Annotated in this window: 17 protein-coding genes; 7 read left to right on the top strand and 10 right to left on the bottom strand. The window is 73.1% G+C overall.

Going from position 1 to position 14,659, the window contains the following annotated elements; genetic code table 11:
* Positions 1–80 precede the first annotated feature (80 nt).
* Positions 81–293: a hypothetical protein gene (locus AW27_RS10790; protein WP_157840202.1), complete on the bottom strand. Its 213-nt coding sequence runs from the start codon at positions 291–293 to the stop codon at positions 81–83.
* Between the two features lie 81 nt (positions 294–374).
* On the opposite strand from AW27_RS10790, the gene AW27_RS10795 reads away from it, so the two are divergent.
* On the top strand, positions 375–1,340 hold the full coding sequence (locus tag AW27_RS10795; RefSeq protein WP_037920021.1) for a helix-turn-helix domain-containing protein: 966 nt from the start codon (positions 375–377) through the stop codon (positions 1,338–1,340).
* 11 nt (positions 1,341–1,351) lie between these two features.
* On the opposite strand, the gene def is transcribed toward AW27_RS10795, so the two are convergent.
* From def to AW27_RS10835, 8 genes are all read right to left on the bottom strand, one after another.
* Positions 1,352–1,996 carry a peptide deformylase gene (def, locus tag AW27_RS10800; RefSeq protein WP_037919650.1) on the bottom strand — a complete coding sequence of 215 codons (645 nt, stop codon included), beginning with the start codon at positions 1,994–1,996 and terminating at the stop codon, positions 1,352–1,354.
* 83 nt (positions 1,997–2,079) lie between these two features.
* Positions 2,080–3,072 (bottom strand): tetratricopeptide repeat protein, encoded by a 993-nt coding sequence (locus AW27_RS10805; RefSeq protein ID WP_037919647.1) that lies wholly within the window; start codon positions 3,070–3,072, stop codon positions 2,080–2,082.
* Between the two features lie 119 nt (positions 3,073–3,191).
* Positions 3,192–4,451: an HD-GYP domain-containing protein gene (locus AW27_RS10810; RefSeq protein WP_037919644.1), complete on the bottom strand. Its 1,260-nt coding sequence runs from the start codon at positions 4,449–4,451 to the stop codon at positions 3,192–3,194.
* Positions 4,448–6,007, bottom strand: a complete 1,560-nt coding sequence (locus AW27_RS10815; RefSeq protein WP_037919641.1) for an HD-GYP domain-containing protein — start codon at positions 6,005–6,007, stop codon at positions 4,448–4,450. The genes AW27_RS10810 and AW27_RS10815 overlap by 4 nt, the downstream gene beginning before the upstream one ends.
* Positions 6,008–6,204: 197 nt before the next feature.
* Positions 6,205–6,510, bottom strand: a complete 306-nt coding sequence (rsrA, locus tag AW27_RS10820) for a mycothiol system anti-sigma-R factor (RefSeq protein ID WP_037919638.1) — start codon at positions 6,508–6,510, stop codon at positions 6,205–6,207.
* Positions 6,507–7,151, bottom strand: coding sequence for a sigma-70 family RNA polymerase sigma factor (locus AW27_RS10825; RefSeq protein ID WP_030771483.1), 645 nt, complete (start codon positions 7,149–7,151; stop codon positions 6,507–6,509). The genes rsrA and AW27_RS10825 overlap by 4 nt, the downstream gene beginning before the upstream one ends.
* A 294-nt stretch (positions 7,152–7,445) precedes the next feature.
* On the bottom strand, positions 7,446–8,096 hold the full coding sequence (locus AW27_RS10830) for an alpha/beta hydrolase family protein (protein WP_037919635.1): 651 nt from the start codon (positions 8,094–8,096) through the stop codon (positions 7,446–7,448).
* Positions 8,097–8,154: 58 nt separating this feature from the next.
* Complete coding sequence (locus AW27_RS10835) at positions 8,155–8,973, bottom strand: SOS response-associated peptidase (protein ID WP_037919632.1); 819 nt, start codon at positions 8,971–8,973, stop codon at positions 8,155–8,157.
* 53 nt (positions 8,974–9,026) lie between these two features.
* On the opposite strand from AW27_RS10835, the gene AW27_RS10840 reads away from it, so the two are divergent.
* From AW27_RS10840 to AW27_RS10855, 4 genes are all read left to right on the top strand, one after another.
* Positions 9,027–9,740 (top strand): M50 family metallopeptidase, encoded by a 714-nt coding sequence (locus tag AW27_RS10840; RefSeq protein ID WP_037919630.1) that lies wholly within the window; start codon positions 9,027–9,029, stop codon positions 9,738–9,740.
* A 64-nt stretch (positions 9,741–9,804) separates the two neighbouring features.
* Complete coding sequence (gene aroA, locus AW27_RS10845; protein WP_037919625.1) at positions 9,805–11,163, top strand: 3-phosphoshikimate 1-carboxyvinyltransferase; 1,359 nt, start codon at positions 9,805–9,807, stop codon at positions 11,161–11,163.
* Positions 11,164–11,171: 8 nt separating this feature from the next.
* Positions 11,172–12,182: a ribosome small subunit-dependent GTPase A gene (rsgA, locus tag AW27_RS10850; RefSeq protein WP_037919623.1), complete on the top strand. Its 1,011-nt coding sequence runs from the start codon at positions 11,172–11,174 to the stop codon at positions 12,180–12,182.
* A gap of 101 nt (positions 12,183–12,283) precedes the next feature.
* Positions 12,284–12,607, top strand: a complete 324-nt coding sequence (locus tag AW27_RS10855) for a DMT family transporter (RefSeq protein ID WP_030658800.1) — start codon at positions 12,284–12,286, stop codon at positions 12,605–12,607.
* Here the strand turns inward: AW27_RS10855 and AW27_RS10860 are convergent.
* A complete protein-coding gene (locus AW27_RS10860; protein WP_304949861.1) occupies positions 12,573–13,115 on the bottom strand; it encodes a TetR/AcrR family transcriptional regulator in 543 nt (180 codons plus the stop codon). The genes AW27_RS10855 and AW27_RS10860 overlap by 35 nt on opposite strands.
* Positions 13,116–13,258: 143 nt before the next feature.
* Here AW27_RS10860 and hisN point away from each other — a divergent pair, with 143 nt between their 5' ends.
* Together hisN and AW27_RS10870 are read left to right on the top strand one after the other, a co-directional pair.
* Complete coding sequence (gene hisN, locus AW27_RS10865; RefSeq protein WP_037919621.1) at positions 13,259–14,062, top strand: histidinol-phosphatase; 804 nt, start codon at positions 13,259–13,261, stop codon at positions 14,060–14,062.
* A 172-nt stretch (positions 14,063–14,234) separates the two neighbouring features.
* Positions 14,235–14,627, top strand: a complete 393-nt coding sequence (locus tag AW27_RS10870; protein ID WP_037919620.1) for a CBS domain-containing protein — start codon at positions 14,235–14,237, stop codon at positions 14,625–14,627.
* Positions 14,628–14,659: the final 32 nt, after the last annotated feature.

Below are 14,659 nucleotides of genomic sequence, written 5' to 3' on the forward strand. Positions count from 1 at the left end.
CTGCTGGGACTCCAGGGCCCCGGGACCGCCGGGGAGCCGGGATGCGGAGGATCCGTGTCCCGGCTTCTCGCGTTCCCCGGTCAGTGGATCACCGGGCCCAGGTGCCAGCCGCCGGAACGACGCGGGTTGGGCGGCAGCCCGCCCGACCGCTGGCGGGGCAGCCACACCAGCCGGGTCGCGGCGGCCCGCAGCTGCCGGTCCGTGCGCCGGTCGCGATGGTTCAGGTACAGGGCGGGCCCGATCAGCAGAGTGGCGAGGGCGAGGACGACGAGGAAGTTCACGAAAGTTGTCATACCTCCACTGTCCGCCCGGTCGCCCTTGATCGACAGTGGCAGGACTGTCATGGAAGGCCGAATTACTGCCACACTGTGGTCATGCTGACCAACGTGGCCGTGGCCCTCGTCGACGGAGTCGCCCCCTTCGAGCTGGGGATCTTCTGCGAGGTGTTCGGAATCGATCGCAGTGACATGGGGCTTCCGGTGTACGACTTCGCCGTGTGCGCGGTGGAGGAGGGGCCGTTGACCGTGGGAGGGGGCGCCTTCGCGATCACCCCCGCCCACGGGCCGGAGCGACTGGAGGAGGCCGACCTGATCTGCCTGCCCGCCGCCAAGGACGCCGACCGGCGCATCTACCCCGAGCCGCTGCTCGCGGCCCTGCGCCGCGCGGTGGACCGCGGCGCGCGCGTGCTGAGCGTGTGCAGTGGGGCGTACATCGCCGGTGCGGCCGGGCTGCTGGACGGCCGCCGGTGCACCACCCACTGGATGCACTCCGCGGCCCTGGCCCGCCGCTTCCCCCGGGCGGTCGTCGACCCGGACGTGCTCTACGTGGACGAGGGGTCGGTGATCACCGCCGCCGGCACCGCCTCGGGCATCGACGCCTGCCTGCACGTGATCCGCCAGGAGCACGGGGCCGAGGTGGCCAACGTCATCGCACGGCGGATGGTCGTACCGCCCCACCGGGACGGCGGACAGGCGCAGTACATCCAGCGGCCGCTGCCGCGCACGGCCTGCGACACGGTGGGCGAGGTGATCGAGTGGATGGGCCGCCACCTGGAGGAGGAGATCACCGTCGAGCAGCTGGCGGAACGCGCGCACATGTCCCCGCGGACCTTCGCCCGCCGCTTCCTCCAGGAGACCGGCACCACGCCGTACCAGTGGGTGCTGCGCCAGCGGGTCCTGCTGGCGCAGGAGCTGCTGGAGTCCACCGGCGACACGGTCGACTCGATCGCCGGCCGCTGCGGCTTCGGCAACGCGGCGGCCCTGCGCCACCACTTCCTGCGGACCCTGGGCACCACGCCGAACGCCTTCAGGCGTACCTTCCGGGGCCCGCAGGCGGCCTAGTACCGCGCCGGCTAGGCGTTGGGGACGGTCTCGTAGCGCGGGGTGCCCTCCGCCATCTGGCGCAGGGCGTCCTTGCGGTCCCGCTTCGAGAGCCGGTCGATGTACAGGTAGCCGTACAGGTGGTCGGTCTCGTGCTGCAGGCAGCGGGCGAAGTAGCCGGTGCCGCGGACCCTGATCGGGTTGCCCTGGGCGTCCTGCCCCTCGACCTCGGCGTAGTCGGGGCGGGCCAGCGAGGCGTACGCCGTCGGGACGGACAGGCAGCCCTCGTTCGAGTCGTCCAGCACCCGCGAGCCGGCGGGGAGCTCCACGAGCTTCGGGTTGACCACGACACCGGTGTGCCGCACACCCTCGTCGTCCGGGCAGTCGTAGACGAAGACCTTGGCGTCCACGCCGATCTGGTTCGCGGCCAGGCCCACGCCCTCGGCCGCCTTCTGACTGGCGAACATGTCGTCGATCAGCTTGGCCAGCTCGTCGCCGAACTCGGCGACGTCCTTGCACTCGCGGTGCAGAACCGGGTTGCCGACGACCGTGATCGGGCGGGCGGTGCCCCGCTCCCGGTGGGCCAGCTCGCGCGCCTCACAGTCCTCGGTGTCCACGACGTACCCGTCGTTCACGACCTCGCCACCATCGACAACCTGGTTCTCCTGCTGCGCCATGTCCGCCGTACGCCTTCCGTAAGTCCCGGTCACCGGTGGTCGCCTGTGGCCACCGATGTGCCCGTACAGCCTACGGCCCCGGATCAGCAGACTTCTTCGAGATCCCGCCACTCGCGGCTGTCGGGGCTGTCCGCCACCCATCCGTCGAGGAGTCCGCGCACGAGTCCGGCAGGTGCCGCGATACCGCACTCGCGCTCGGGCATCCACAAGGAACCGGAGCCGGCCGTGCGGTGCCCCAGCGGGCCCGGGTGTCCCGGTTCGCTGTGGTCGTGCGGATCCAGGTGCTCGCCGTCGCCCTCGTCGCTCGGCATCTCGCTCTCCGAGCAGGTCCGGCACAGCAGCCGCACCGACGAGGACCAGTCCTCCGCGGCGAAGCCCGCGTCCGAGGCCAGCTGCTCCAGCGCGTCGCGGTCCGCCTCGGTGGCCGCCTCCAGCAGCACCACCCAGGTCGGCACCGGCGACGGCGCCCACAGCTCGATCTCGTCGAACACCGGGTACGAAGGTCCCGCCGCGGTCACCCGCTCACCGTGCGGGACCCCGTCGTGGAGCACGACCTCGCCCCAGCGCCGCCCCGAGGAGGGCAGCGGGATCGACAGGACCTCCAGCCGGGCCGGATCCAGCCTGCGGCCCCAGACCACCTCGGCCTCGCCCTCCGGCGAGAGCCGCACGGCGGCGCTGCCGAGCTCCATGCCGACCGGTTCGCCGCTGCCGCCGCCGTGCGGGTCGCCGGGCACCTTCAGGCCGTACGCCTGCCAGGCCCGCCGGGCCAGCGGCCAGTCCTGGAGCGCGGTCGCGGCGATGCCGACGTTCCACCAGTCCGGGGCTCCGGTCTCGCGGTCCAGCAGGGCCACGGCACGCAGGCCTGCGGCCCGCGCCTGCTCCCAGTCGTGCCGGAACTTGTGCAGCAGAGCCAGGTTGAACCAGGACTCGGAGAGCCAGGGCTCCAGGTCCGCGGCTCTGGTCAGCAGCGCGCCGGCGTCCTCGTACCGGCCGTCGCCGATCAGCGTGAACGCGCGGTCGGTGGCCTGCCGCCACGAGGCGGAGGGCCGATGCCGTACCTTCCCGAAGATCCTCACGATTCCCGCCTGCCTGGGGGCACCTCCCAGCGGTGGCTGGGGGACTACGGTGCAGCCTTGCGGACACTCTTACTGGCATCCAACCATGCCCACTCGGACGGCCGCTCATTACCCATGGGTTACCCCGGTGGGATGGGGACCACTCTGCCACGTCCGCCCCTGGCCAGAACCCTCGCCAGGCATTCCACGACCTCCGGCTGGTAATCGTGGCCGGTGCCCAGCCGGAGCTGCTCCAGGGCGGCCAGTGCGCCGCCCGGGTGACGGTTCGCGCCGACGAGGTCGTCGTAGGCGTTGGCCGCGCGCACGATCCGGGCGAGCGGGGGCTGCTCGCGGTACGGGTCCGCCTGCCGCTCCACCACCACGGCGACCTCGTCCGGGACCCCGGTCTGCCGGGCCACCTCCGCGCCCAGCCCGGCGATCCTGCGGGCCTCGGCGCCGGGCAGCCCGGCCGTGGCCCCGGCCGGCACCGGATCGACCAGGGAGAGCTGGCCGATGTCGTGCATCAGGGCGGCGTACTCCAACACCGTGAGCTCCCGCTCCGACAGGCCCAGCTCCCGGCCCACGGCACAGCTGAGGGCCGCCACCCGGCGGGAGTGGCCCGGCGGGGTGTATCCGGCGATCTCGGTGGCCCGGGCCAGGGAGGTGATGGTCTGGCGGTAGGTGGTGCGGATCGCGGTGATCCGGTGGAAGGACAGCTGGGTCACCAGGAGCGGCACGCTGAAGACGGGCACGGCCCACAGGCCCGCGACGGCCACCCCGAGCGCGATGACGGCGCCGGTGGCGCAGACCGCCGAGCCGATGCCGAGCTGGGCGCGGAGCGCCTCGCGCAGCCGGGGCCCGTACGGTCGTTCCGTGCGGGCCCCGGCGAGTGCTGCGGCGATCACGGCGTCGCACAGGGCGGCCAGGCCCAACAGGAGCAGCAGGAAGGGCACGAGGTACGGGCCCTCGCCGGCCAGTTCGGTCAGCCGGCCCGAGGTGTGGAGCGGGCGGAAGCAGGCGGCCGCGAAGGCGACGGTGAGCACCCGGCGGGCCAGTTGGTCCGCGGCGGGCCCGCAGCCGCGGGCGATGTGCGGGACGGTCCCGGCGAGGACGGCCGCGGCCACGACGGCGACGGTCTCCGGTACGCCGTGGCGGGTCGGCCCGCCGGAGTTCTGGCCGAGCAGTGCGTAGGCGAGCGCCCCGGCGGAGCCGAGCGGCGCGCCCCGGTAGCCGGGGGCGCCGGGCCCGTCCCTGCGGGCGAGTTCACCGAAGGCGACCAGGATGCCGAAGGCCAGGGCGGCCCCGGGCTCCGCCAGGCCGTTCCACAGGGTGTGGGCGAGGGCGGCCACGGCGAGCACCCCGGCCGCGCCGCGCACGGCCCGGGCGGCGGTCGCGCTCACCGCGCGCCCCGGGCGGGCGGCGAGGGGTCCTCGGCTGCGTTCTTCCCCGTGCCGGCCCGGCGGCCCGCCGGGACACCCGAAGCGGAACCGGAACCGGAACCGGGAGCAGAACCGGGAGCAGAGAAGGGATCCGGCGGGGAGCCACGGCCGCGTGGCGCGGAAGGCTCCGCGGCCGCGGCCGTCGCGGCCGCCGCGGAAGCCCCGGCCGAGGACCCGGTCGCCGACGAACCGATCACCTGGAGGTCGTCGTCCGAGGTGACCACCGGATGCCAGCCGTGCCGGCCGATCGCCGCCGTGAGGGCCCGCACCATCGCCGGGTCGAACTGGGCCCCCGCACACCGCTCCAGCTCGGCGAGGGCGGTGGGCACCGGCCGGGCCCGGCTGTACGAGCGGGTGGAGGTCATGGCGTCGAAGGCATCGGCCACGGCCACCACCCGGGCGAGCTCCGGGATCTGTTCACCGGTCAGCCCATAGGGGTAGCCGGTGCCGTCGACGCGTTCGTGGTGGTGCAGGATCGCGGACCTGGCCTCCCCCAGGAAGCCGATGCCGCGCACCATCTCGTGCCCGTACTCGGGGTGCAGTTCGATGATCCGGCGTTCCTGCGGGGTGAGCGGCCCGTCCTTGCGCAGCAGCCGGGTCGGAACGCCGAGCTTGCCGACGTCGTGCAGGATGCCGGCGATGCGCACCACTTCCAGCCGGTCCCCGACCATCCCCAGCTCGCGGGCGATCATCGTGGCGGCCTGGCCGACCCGTTCGCTGTGGCCGCGCGTGTAGCGGTCCTTGATGTCGACGGCCCGGACCAGGGCGCGGATGGTGGACTGGTGGGCGGAGCGCTCGCGGTGGTACTGGGCGGACACCCAGCAGGACACGTACATCGGCAGCAGGACGAGCAGCGCGGCCGGGACCCCGTACGGGCTGCGCCACATGACGGCCATCATCAGTCCGGCCAGGCCGTGCACGCCGTACGGGGCGAGGGAACCGGCGACCAGGCCGTGCAGGGAGGTGGCGGCGGGGGGCCTGCGCTCGGCGGCGGCCAGGATGGCCCCGTCGAGCACGGTGACCACCAGGCAGAGGGCGGTGGCGGACGCCGTCGCCGGGAGCAGCGCAGAGGGCAGGTCGGCCGGCCACCCGGGCTGCCCGGACGCGGCGGAGGGCGCTGCGCCGAGGGCGGCCGGGCCGCCGAGCAGGCCGAACACCTGACCCGCCGCCCACGCACCGATGGACTGCTGGGCTCCGTGCCACACCCGGCGCACCGCGACGGGCCGCTGGACGACGGTTGCGGCGAGGCCTCCGGGCAGTGCCACGAGCGCGGCGACGGCGGGTGGCAGCAGGAAGACGGCGGCGAGCACCCCGGGCAGGAAGGAGCCGATGGCCTCGGGCACCCGCCCGCCCGGCAGCGGGCAGAGCCTGACGAGTTCGCAGCCCAGGCAGAGCGTGGCGAGGAGGGCCGCGGCGGGCCACGGGGCGGAATCCGTCAGGGCCGGAACGGTGCAGGCGAGTGCCGCCAGGACGGCGCAGATGACCAATCCGCGCGCGGCCGCCGGAAGATCCCGCATGGCGTTCTCCTCCCCTGGGCCGTGCACGCCGGGTGCCGCATCGAAGCGGTACCGATTGGGGAGAATAGGTGGGACCCCGAGCGGGGCGGGCCACAATTTCGCATTGCGCCATGCGGACGCCCCCGGATTAGCGCATTCGGGTGAATGCACTGATCTTGCGGGGGCGTTTGTTCAGCAGTTCACCGCCGGCGGAGCGGTCAGCCGGAGGCGGGGTTGTCGGCGGTCACGTCGTGGTCGGGCACCGCCTGCCCCGATCGGATCAGCTCGATCCGGCCCATCACCTTCGAGCGCAGGTCGGTCGGCACGTCGTCCGACCCGCAACAGCGCTTGACCAGCTTCTTCACGGCCTGCTCCAGGCCGTACTTCTCCAGACAGGGATTGCACTCGCCGAAGTGGGTCTCGAACTTCGTGCAATCACTGTCGGGCATCTCACGGTCGAGGAACTCGTACAGGTGGTCCAGGACCTCAGAGCACTCCGTCTCGTGCGGCTCTCCGCAACTCATGACCCCGAGCCTTTCCGGTCGTTCGCCTCGCCCGCGCCCGCGGGAACCAGCCCGCGCTCGCGGGCGTAGTCCTCCAGCATTCCGCGGAGTTGACGGCGGCCACGGTGCAGTCGCGACATGACCGTTCCGATGGGTGTACCCATGATGTCCGCGATCTCCTTGTACGCAAAGCCCTCTACGTCGGCAAGATAGACCGCGATGCGGAACTCTTCCGGAATGGCCTGCAGCGCTTCCTTCACGTCCGAGTCGGGCAGGTGGTCCAACGCCTGCGACTCGGCCGAGCGCAGTCCGGTCGACATGTGCGACTCGGCGCGCGCCAGCTGCCAGTCCTCGATCTCCTCCGCGGCACTGCGCTGGGGCTCGCGCTGCTTCTTGCGGTAGGAGTTGATGAACGTGTTGGTCAGGATGCGGTACAGCCAGGCCTTCAGGTTGGTGCCCTCGCGGAACTGGTGGAAGGACGCGTATGCCTTCGCGTACGTCTCCTGGACCAGGTCCTCGGCGTCGGCCGGGTTGCGCGTCATGCGCAGCGCGGCCGAGTACATCTGGTCGAGGTAGCCGAGGGCGTCCCGTTCGAAGCGCGCGTTGCGCTCCGGGGTCGTCTCCTCCGCGTGGCCTTCGTCGGTCCCAGCGACAGGACCCACCTCCTCCGACTGCGTGGCGGCTCCGAAGGCGGATCCGCTCGAATCGGAGAATAGTCGACCTTCCCGGGCCCCCGCCGCCCGGAGCGGGCCGCGCTTGGGGGCGGGCAGCACCGTCCAGTCCAGGTCAGCGGCCTGCGGACGGTTCTGGCTGATGACCTGGGTCATGCGCTCCCTCTCCTCCGACGTTCCGTATGTACCGACATCCGGCACAACAGAGAGGCGGGGCCGCGCATTCCCCGGTGCGCCACGGCTCTTCAGGCCTTCCCCGGGCCGGGACCAGGGCCGTGGCCCAGGTCACCCGGGGAGCCGCTCCAGCCACTCCCCGACCGCGTCGGTGATCGTCCGCAGGGCCTCCTCCTGGGTGGTGGAGGCCTTCTTCGGCACCGCGAAGCCGTGATCGCCGTGGGCCACCTCCACGAGCTCGTACGGGTGCATCCCGCCGGGCGTCGGGAACTCCTCGGGGCGGCCGAAGGGGTCCCGGGTGCCCTGCACCACGAGGACGGGCCGGCCCGCCCCGGTGAGCTCCCCGGCGCGGGACTTCTCGGGCCGGCCCGGCGGGTGCAGCGGGAACGCCAGGGCCAGCACGCCGGCGGCGCCCAGTTCATCGGCCGTGCGGCAGGCCACGCGGGCCCCGGCGCTGCGCCCGCCCGCGACCACCGCCGCTCCGGGCCGCGTGAGGGCCGGCCACAGCCCGCGCCAGCCCTCGTCCAGCACCTTGGGGGCTGCGGCGACCTTCTTCCCGGCGACCCGCCAGGGCTGCTCGACGAGGGCCACCGTGATCCCGCGGGCGGGCAGGGCGGCGGCCAGCGCCCGGAGGTCCCGGGCCTCGATGCCGCCGCCGGCGCCGTGGCTCACGGCGAGGACGAGCCGGGCCCCGGGGGCGGTGTGCCAGGTGATGCGGGCCTCACCCGCCGGGGTGTCGACACTCTCGGTACGCGTGGTCATGTCCCCATCGTGCCGTCCCGGCCGGTCGGGCACCCGCCCGCCTCCGGTCGGGCGGGCCCTAGAAGAGAGTGCCCTCCTCCGGTGCGGCCAGCTCCGCCAGCAGTTCCGGCCCGTTGTTGCGCACGCTGCTCACGGCGGTGGACACCGGGTAGGCGCGCATCAGCCCGCCGGGCGGCGGCGCGAGCAGCTCCCGCAGGGAGCCCTCGGTGTCGGTGTTCGCAGGGTCGAGCCAGGCGTCCCAGCGGTCGGGGGTGAGCATCAGCGGCATCCGCGGGTGGATCTCGGACAGCGAGCGCGGCCCCTCGACGGGGGCGACGCCCAGCGGTCCGGTCTCGGCCTCGGTGGTGATCACCGAGCAGGTCGCCCACCAGGCGAGGGGGTGTTCGTCGGGCAGGGTCCGGTCGCGCCAGAACTCGTATATGCCGGCCATGGCGAACAGGGAGCCGTCGGAGGGGAGCACGAAGTAGGGCTGCTTGCGGGCCCGTTTCCGCCGGCCCTCCACCTCCAGCTGCCGCTCGTCGTGGGCGGTGACCCACTCGTAGTACCCGTCGGCGGGGATGATGCAGCGGCGCTGCGCGAACGCGCGCCGGAAGGACGGCTTCTCGTGCAGGGTCTCCGACCGGGCGTTGATCATCCGGGCGGCGCCGTCGGGGTTCTTGGCCCAGGAGGGCACGAGTCCCCATTTCAGGACGCGCAGCTGGCGAACCGGACGCGGGTGCGAAGCGTCCTTCAGAGGACGGTCGAGGACGACGTGGACCTCCTTCGTCGGCGCCACGTTGAAGTCGGGGGCCAGGGACTCCTCCGGCTCCCACTTCTCGATGCCGAAGGCCTCCACGAGGTCCTGCGGTCCACGACTCGCTGCATACCGTCCGCACATGGCTGCCACACTGCCATGTCCACCGCACACCACCGCAAGGAGTCCGCCACCCTATGGACAGCAGCACGACGGCCGGCCTGTGGGACCGGCTCACGGGCGTACAGACCGCACCCGAGCAATGGCTGGTGATCGCGACCGGCGTGGTCGCACTGGCCGCAGTGGGGCCCCGCCCGCTGTGGCGGCTGTCGCGCAACGCCATCACCATCGCCCACGAGGGCGGGCACGGCCTGCTGGCACTGCTCACCGGGCGGCGGCTGAGCGGCATACGCCTGCACTCCGACACCAGCGGGGTCACCGTCAGCCGGGGCAAGCCGACGGGCCTGGGGATGATCCTGACCGCTGCCGGCGGCTACACCGCGCCCTCGCTGCTCGGCCTCGGCGGAGCGGCGCTGCTCTCGGCGCACCGGATCACCCTGCTGCTGTGGGCGGCCACGGCCCTGCTGGCGGCCATGCTCATGATGATCCGCAACGCGTACGGGGCACTGACGGTGGTACTGACCGGCGGAACCTTCCTGCTGGTGTCCTGGCTGGCCCCGGCCGAGGTGCAGGCCGGCTTCGCCTACCTCGTCGTGTGGTTCCTGCTGCTGGGCGGGGTCCGGCCGGTCTTCGAACTGGGCGCCAAGCGGCGGGGCGGCGGGGCACCCGATTCCGACGCCGACCAGCTGGGGCGCCTCACCCACGTACACCCGGTGGTGTGGCTTCTCTTCTTCCACGTCGTCGCGCTGTGCTCGCTGCTCGGCGGCGGCCGCTGGCTGCTCGGCCTGTGACCACCCTCTGAGACCGGAAGGCGATCAAGATCCGGGCCCGGAGGAAGCCACTAAAGTGGGGGCCATGACCGAGACCCCCGCCCCTGCCCTCTGGCCCGCTCCGCTCGCCGATGGGACCGTCCACGCCACCGTCACGGTGCCGGGGTCCAAATCGGTCACCAACCGCGCCCTCGTGCTCGCCGCGCTCGCGTCCGAGCCGGGCTGGGTGCGCCGCCCGCTGCGCTCGCGCGACTCCCAGCTGATGTCGGACGCGCTGCGCGCGATGGGCGTGGGCATCGAGGAGACCGTCTCCTCCAGCTCCGCCGGCGCCGACGCGAGCGGCGAGGCCTGGCGGGTCATCCCGGCGGCCCTGCACGGCCCGACGACGGTGGACGTCGGCAACGCCGGAACGGTCATGCGCTTCCTGCCTCCCGTCGCCACCCTCGCCGACGGCGACATCCGCTTCGACGGCGACCCGCGCTCCTACGAACGGCCCCTCGGCCAGGTCATCGCCGCCCTGCGCACGCTCGGCGCCCGGATCGACGACGACGGCCGCGGCGCGCTGCCCATGACCGTCCAGGGCGGCGGGGCGCTGGAGGGCGGCACCGTCGAGATCGACGCCAGCAACTCCTCCCAGTTCGTCTCCGCCCTGCTGCTGTCCGCGCCGCGGTTCAACCAGGGCGTCGAGGTCCGGCACGTGGGCGGAAACCTGCCGTCGATGCCGCACATCCGGATGACCGTGGAGATGCTGCGCGCAGCGGGCGCCCAGGTGGACACCCCCGAGGCCGGCGGCGAGAAGGACGTGTGGCGGGTCTCCCCCGGCGCCCTGCTGGGCCGCGACATGGTCGTGGAGCCGGACCTGTCCAACGCACAGCCCTTCCTGGCCGCGGCCCTGATCACGGGCGGCACGGTGACCGTTCCCGACTGGCCGCGCCGCACCACGCAGCCGGGTGACGCGCTGCGCCGGATCTTCACGGAGATGGGCGGGTCCTGCGAACTGACCGACGCCGGCCTGGTCTTCACCGGCACGGGCAAGATCCACGGCATCGACGTGGACCTGAGCGAGGTCGGCGAGCTCACCCCGGGCATCGCCGCGGTGGCGTCCCTGGCCGATTCCGAGTCGGTGCTGCGCGGCGTCGCCCACCTGCGGCTGCACGAGACGGACCGGCTGGCCGCGCTGACCAAGGAGATCAACGCGCTCGGCGGCGACGTCACCGAGACCGAGGACGGCCTGCGCATCCGGCCGCGCCGGATGCACGGCGGGGTGTTCCACACGTACGAGGACCACCGGATGGCGACCGCGGGCGCGGTGATCGGCCTGGCCGTGGAGGGCGTGCGGATCGAGAACGTGGCCACGACCGCCAAGACCCTGCCGGACTTCCCGGCGATGTGGACGGACATGCTGGCCGGGGACTCGGGACCCGGAGCGGGTGCGGGAGCGTAGGGCACGTCATGCGCAGGTACGGCAAGCACACCGACGAGGACGACATCCGCCAGCGCCCGAACCCCAAGGGCAACCGGCCCCGGACGAACATCCGGCCCAAGCACGAGGACGCCTCCGAAGGCTTCGTCCTGACCGTCGACCGCGGCCGGCTGACCTGCCTGGTCGACGGGCGCACGATCACCGCGATGAAGTCCCGGGAGCTGGGCCGCAAGGCCGCGGTCGTGGGCGACCGGGTGTGGATCGTCGGTGACCTGTCCGGCAGGAAGGACACCCTGGCCCGCATCGTGCGGATCGAGGAGCGCAAGTCCGTCCTGCGGCGCACCGCGGACGACGACGACCCCTACGAGCGGGTGGTGGTCGCCAACGCCGACCAGCTGGCGATCGTCACGGCCCTGGCCGATCCGGAGCCGCGGCCCCGGATGATCGACCGCTGCCTGGTGGCGGCGTACGACGCCGGCCTGGAGCCCCTGCTGGTGCTGACCAAGTCCGACCTGACCTCGGCGGACAAGATCCTGGAGATCTACTCGACGTTCGGCCTGGACTACGTGGTCACCAACCGCGAGGAGCTGACCTCCGGCAGCGCGGCCGAGCGGGTCCGGGAGCGTCTGACCGGCCGGATCACGGCCTTCGTGGGGCACTCCGGCGTCGGAAAGACCACCCTGGTGAACGCGCTGGTCGCCGAGGGCCGCCAGCGCGCCACCGGGCACGTGAACGCGGTCACCGGCCGGGGCCGGCACACGACCACCTCCGCGCTGGCGCTCCCGCTGCCCTCGGGCGACGGCTGGGTCATCGACACCCCGGGCGTGCGCTCCTTCGGCCTGCACCACGTGGACCCGTCCCGGGTGATCCTCGCCTTCCCGGACCTGGTGCCGGGTACGGAGGAGTGCCCGCGCGCGTGCAGCCACGACGAGCAGGATTGCGCGCTCGACACGTGGGTGGAGGAGGGCCACGCGGATCCGGCACGGCTCTACTCACTGCGGCGGCTGCTGCGGACACGGGAGCGCCGCGAGGGCGACTGACCGACCCGGCGGGTATGCCGTGTTTGTCGGAGGACCTGCCTGGATAAGTGCATAATCGCACCAAGTGACGCGATGTCACATGACGCGGGGAGGCATTCGCCATGGCGTGGCTGCTGGTCGTCGTCGCCGGACTCCTGGAGACGGGTTTCGCGGTCTGCCTGAAGCTCTCCCACGGATTCACCCGGCTCTGGCCGACGGTGGCCTTCGCCTGCTTCGCCCTCGGCAGCTTCGGCCTGCTGACCCTGGCCCTCAAGAAGCTGGACGTGGGGCCGGCCTATGCGGTCTGGACGGGCATCGGTGCGGCCGGTACGGCGATCTACGGGATGGTCTTCCTCGGCGACCTGGTCTCCACCCTCAAACTCGTCTCGATCACGCTGGTCATCCTGGGGGTCATCGGGCTCCAGCTGTCCGGATCGGCGCACTGAGCAGTCCGATCAGCTCCCCCGGCCCGGGCTCCTCGCCCGGGGCGATCACGTACGAGAGGGCGAGCCGCACCGCCAGTTCGCACCGCTGCGGCCCCTCCGCCGGAGTGAGCGCCGCGGCCGCCCGGTCCCGGACGGTGCGGGCGAGCTCCCCGGGTCCTGGTTCACGCCGGCCCGCCGCGGGCAGGCCCGGCCCCCAGCCGCCGGTCAGCAGGGCCCGCAGGAGGGGGTGCTCGCGGGCCGCCCGCACCGTCCACTCCGCAACGGCGGCGAGCCGCTCCGGGGCCCGCTCCCGGGTGGACAGGGCCTCGTCCACCCCTTCCAGGTACCGGTCGGCAGCGCGCCGGACCAGGGCGCGGCCCAGCCCCGCCTTGCCGCCGAACTCGTTGTAGAGGGTCTGCCGCGACACCCCGGCCGCGGCGGCGACCTCGACCATCCGGACGTCCGGCCAGGGGCGCGCCGCGAGCGCCGCTGCCGCCGCGTCCAGCAAGGTGTCCCGGGCTGCCGGCATCCGTGCCTCCCCGCTCGGTTCTCCGGCCCAGAGTTGACGGGGCGCCAGACCCTGTCAAGGGCGCGCCCGCCGTCAAGAGGGCACGTCCGGCCGCGTTCCGGACGCCGTTGGCCGGGGTCCGGGAGTCTCGCTACTGTTCGGGCATGCCCGAGTATGAGAATGACCTGCGCCTCGCCCTCGAACTCGCCGACGCGGCGGACGTCACCACGATGGAACGGTTCCGCGCCCTCGACCTCAAGGTCGAGACGAAGCCGGACATGACCCCGGTGAGCGAGGCGGACAAGGCAGCGGAGGAGGTCGTGCGGGCCGGCATCACGGCGGCCCGGCCGGACGACGCCATCCTGGGCGAGGAGTACGGGCTCATGGGCAGCGGCCCGCGCCGCTGGGTCGTGGACCCGATCGACGGCACGAAGAACTACGTGCGCGGGGTCCCCGTCTGGGCGACCCTGATCTCCTTGATGACGGAGGGGGAGGACGGCGTCTTCCGCCCGGTGGTCGGCGTGGTGTCCGCCCCGGCGCTGGGCCGGCGCTGGTGGGCGGCGCAGGGCTCCGGCGCGTACTCGGGCGGTGCGCTCGGGGAGCGCACCGCGATCGGCGTGTCCCGGGTGGGCGGACTGGGCGACGCCTCGTTCGCGTACTCCTCGCTGAGCGGCTGGGAGGAGCAGGGGCGGCTGCCCGGCTTCCTGGACCTCACGCGGGCGTGCTGGCGCACCCGGGGGTACGGCGACTTCTGGCCGTACATGATGGTCGCGGAGGGCTCCCTGGACCTGTGTGCCGAGCCGGAGCTGAACCTGTGGGACATGGCGGCCGTCGCGGTGGTCGTGCAGGAGGCGGGCGGCCGCTTCAGCAGCCTGGACGGGGTCGACGGCGTGCACGGCGGGAACGCGGCGGCGTCGAACGGACTGCTCCACGAGGAGATGCTCGACCTGCTCCGCCCGCGCGCCTGACCCACCCGCGCGCCGGCCGCGCTCCCTGTGCACGCCTCCTTGCTGGCCCTCCCGGTCCGTGGGAATCTGAGACTCCCCACGCTTGTGCGCTTGTGAAACGTTTCTCTTGAGGCGTTCCACCGGTCGCACCCACCCCGGCGCGGGGGCTCACCCCCAGGAGGTGGCTCTCTTCATGCTCGTCCGCGACGCCATGAGCACCGTGATCCTCACCCTCGGACCCGCACACACCCTCCGACAGGCGGCTTGCCTGATGTCCGGCCGGCGCGTCGGCGCGGCCGTCGTCCTCGACCCCGACCACAGCGGAATCGGCATCCTGACCGAACGCGACGTCCTCAACTCGATCGGCGCGGGCCACGACCCCGACCGGGAGTCGGTGGCCGCGCACACCACCAACAACGTCGTCTTCTGCACCCCGGACGCGACGCTGCAGGAAGCCGCCGAGGCGATGGCCCACGGCGGCTTCCGACACCTGATCGTGCTGGAGCACGGCGGACCGGTGGGCATCGTGTCCGTGCGCGACGTCATCCGCTGCTGGGTCCCGGCCCGGCGCGCGGTCTCCGCCTGAAACGACGGCGGGCCGCGACCCTCCGAAGAGGG

This window comes from Streptomyces sp. PCS3-D2 (assembly GCF_000612545.2).
Classification (GTDB): Bacteria; Actinomycetota; Actinomycetes; order Streptomycetales; family Streptomycetaceae; genus Streptomyces.

Coding starts and splice junctions, on each gene's coding strand:
- rsgA (WP_037919623.1), top strand. CDS start 11,172: ATGCGCAGGTACGGCAAGCACACCGACGAGGACGACATCCGCCAGCGC.
- rsrA (WP_037919638.1), bottom strand. CDS start 6,510: ATGAGTTGCGGAGAGCCGCACGAGACGGAGTGCTCTGAGGTCCTGGAC.
- aroA (WP_037919625.1), top strand. CDS start 9,805: ATGACCGAGACCCCCGCCCCTGCCCTCTGGCCCGCTCCGCTCGCCGAT.
- hisN (WP_037919621.1), top strand. CDS start 13,259: ATGCCCGAGTATGAGAATGACCTGCGCCTCGCCCTCGAACTCGCCGAC.
- AW27_RS10870 (WP_037919620.1), top strand. CDS start 14,235: ATGCTCGTCCGCGACGCCATGAGCACCGTGATCCTCACCCTCGGACCC.
- AW27_RS10840 (WP_037919630.1), top strand. CDS start 9,027: ATGGACAGCAGCACGACGGCCGGCCTGTGGGACCGGCTCACGGGCGTA.
- AW27_RS10790 (WP_157840202.1), bottom strand. CDS start 293: ATGACAACTTTCGTGAACTTCCTCGTCGTCCTCGCCCTCGCCACTCTG.
- AW27_RS10815 (WP_037919641.1), bottom strand. CDS start 6,007: ATGCGGGATCTTCCGGCGGCCGCGCGCGGATTGGTCATCTGCGCCGTC.
- AW27_RS10795 (WP_037920021.1), top strand. CDS start 375: ATGCTGACCAACGTGGCCGTGGCCCTCGTCGACGGAGTCGCCCCCTTC.
- AW27_RS10830 (WP_037919635.1), bottom strand. CDS start 8,096: ATGACCACGCGTACCGAGAGTGTCGACACCCCGGCGGGTGAGGCCCGC.
- def (WP_037919650.1), bottom strand. CDS start 1,996: ATGGCGCAGCAGGAGAACCAGGTTGTCGATGGTGGCGAGGTCGTGAAC.
- AW27_RS10855 (WP_030658800.1), top strand. CDS start 12,284: ATGGCGTGGCTGCTGGTCGTCGTCGCCGGACTCCTGGAGACGGGTTTC.
- AW27_RS10835 (WP_037919632.1), bottom strand. CDS start 8,973: ATGTGCGGACGGTATGCAGCGAGTCGTGGACCGCAGGACCTCGTGGAG.
- AW27_RS10860 (WP_304949861.1), bottom strand. CDS start 13,115: ATGCCGGCAGCCCGGGACACCTTGCTGGACGCGGCGGCAGCGGCGCTC.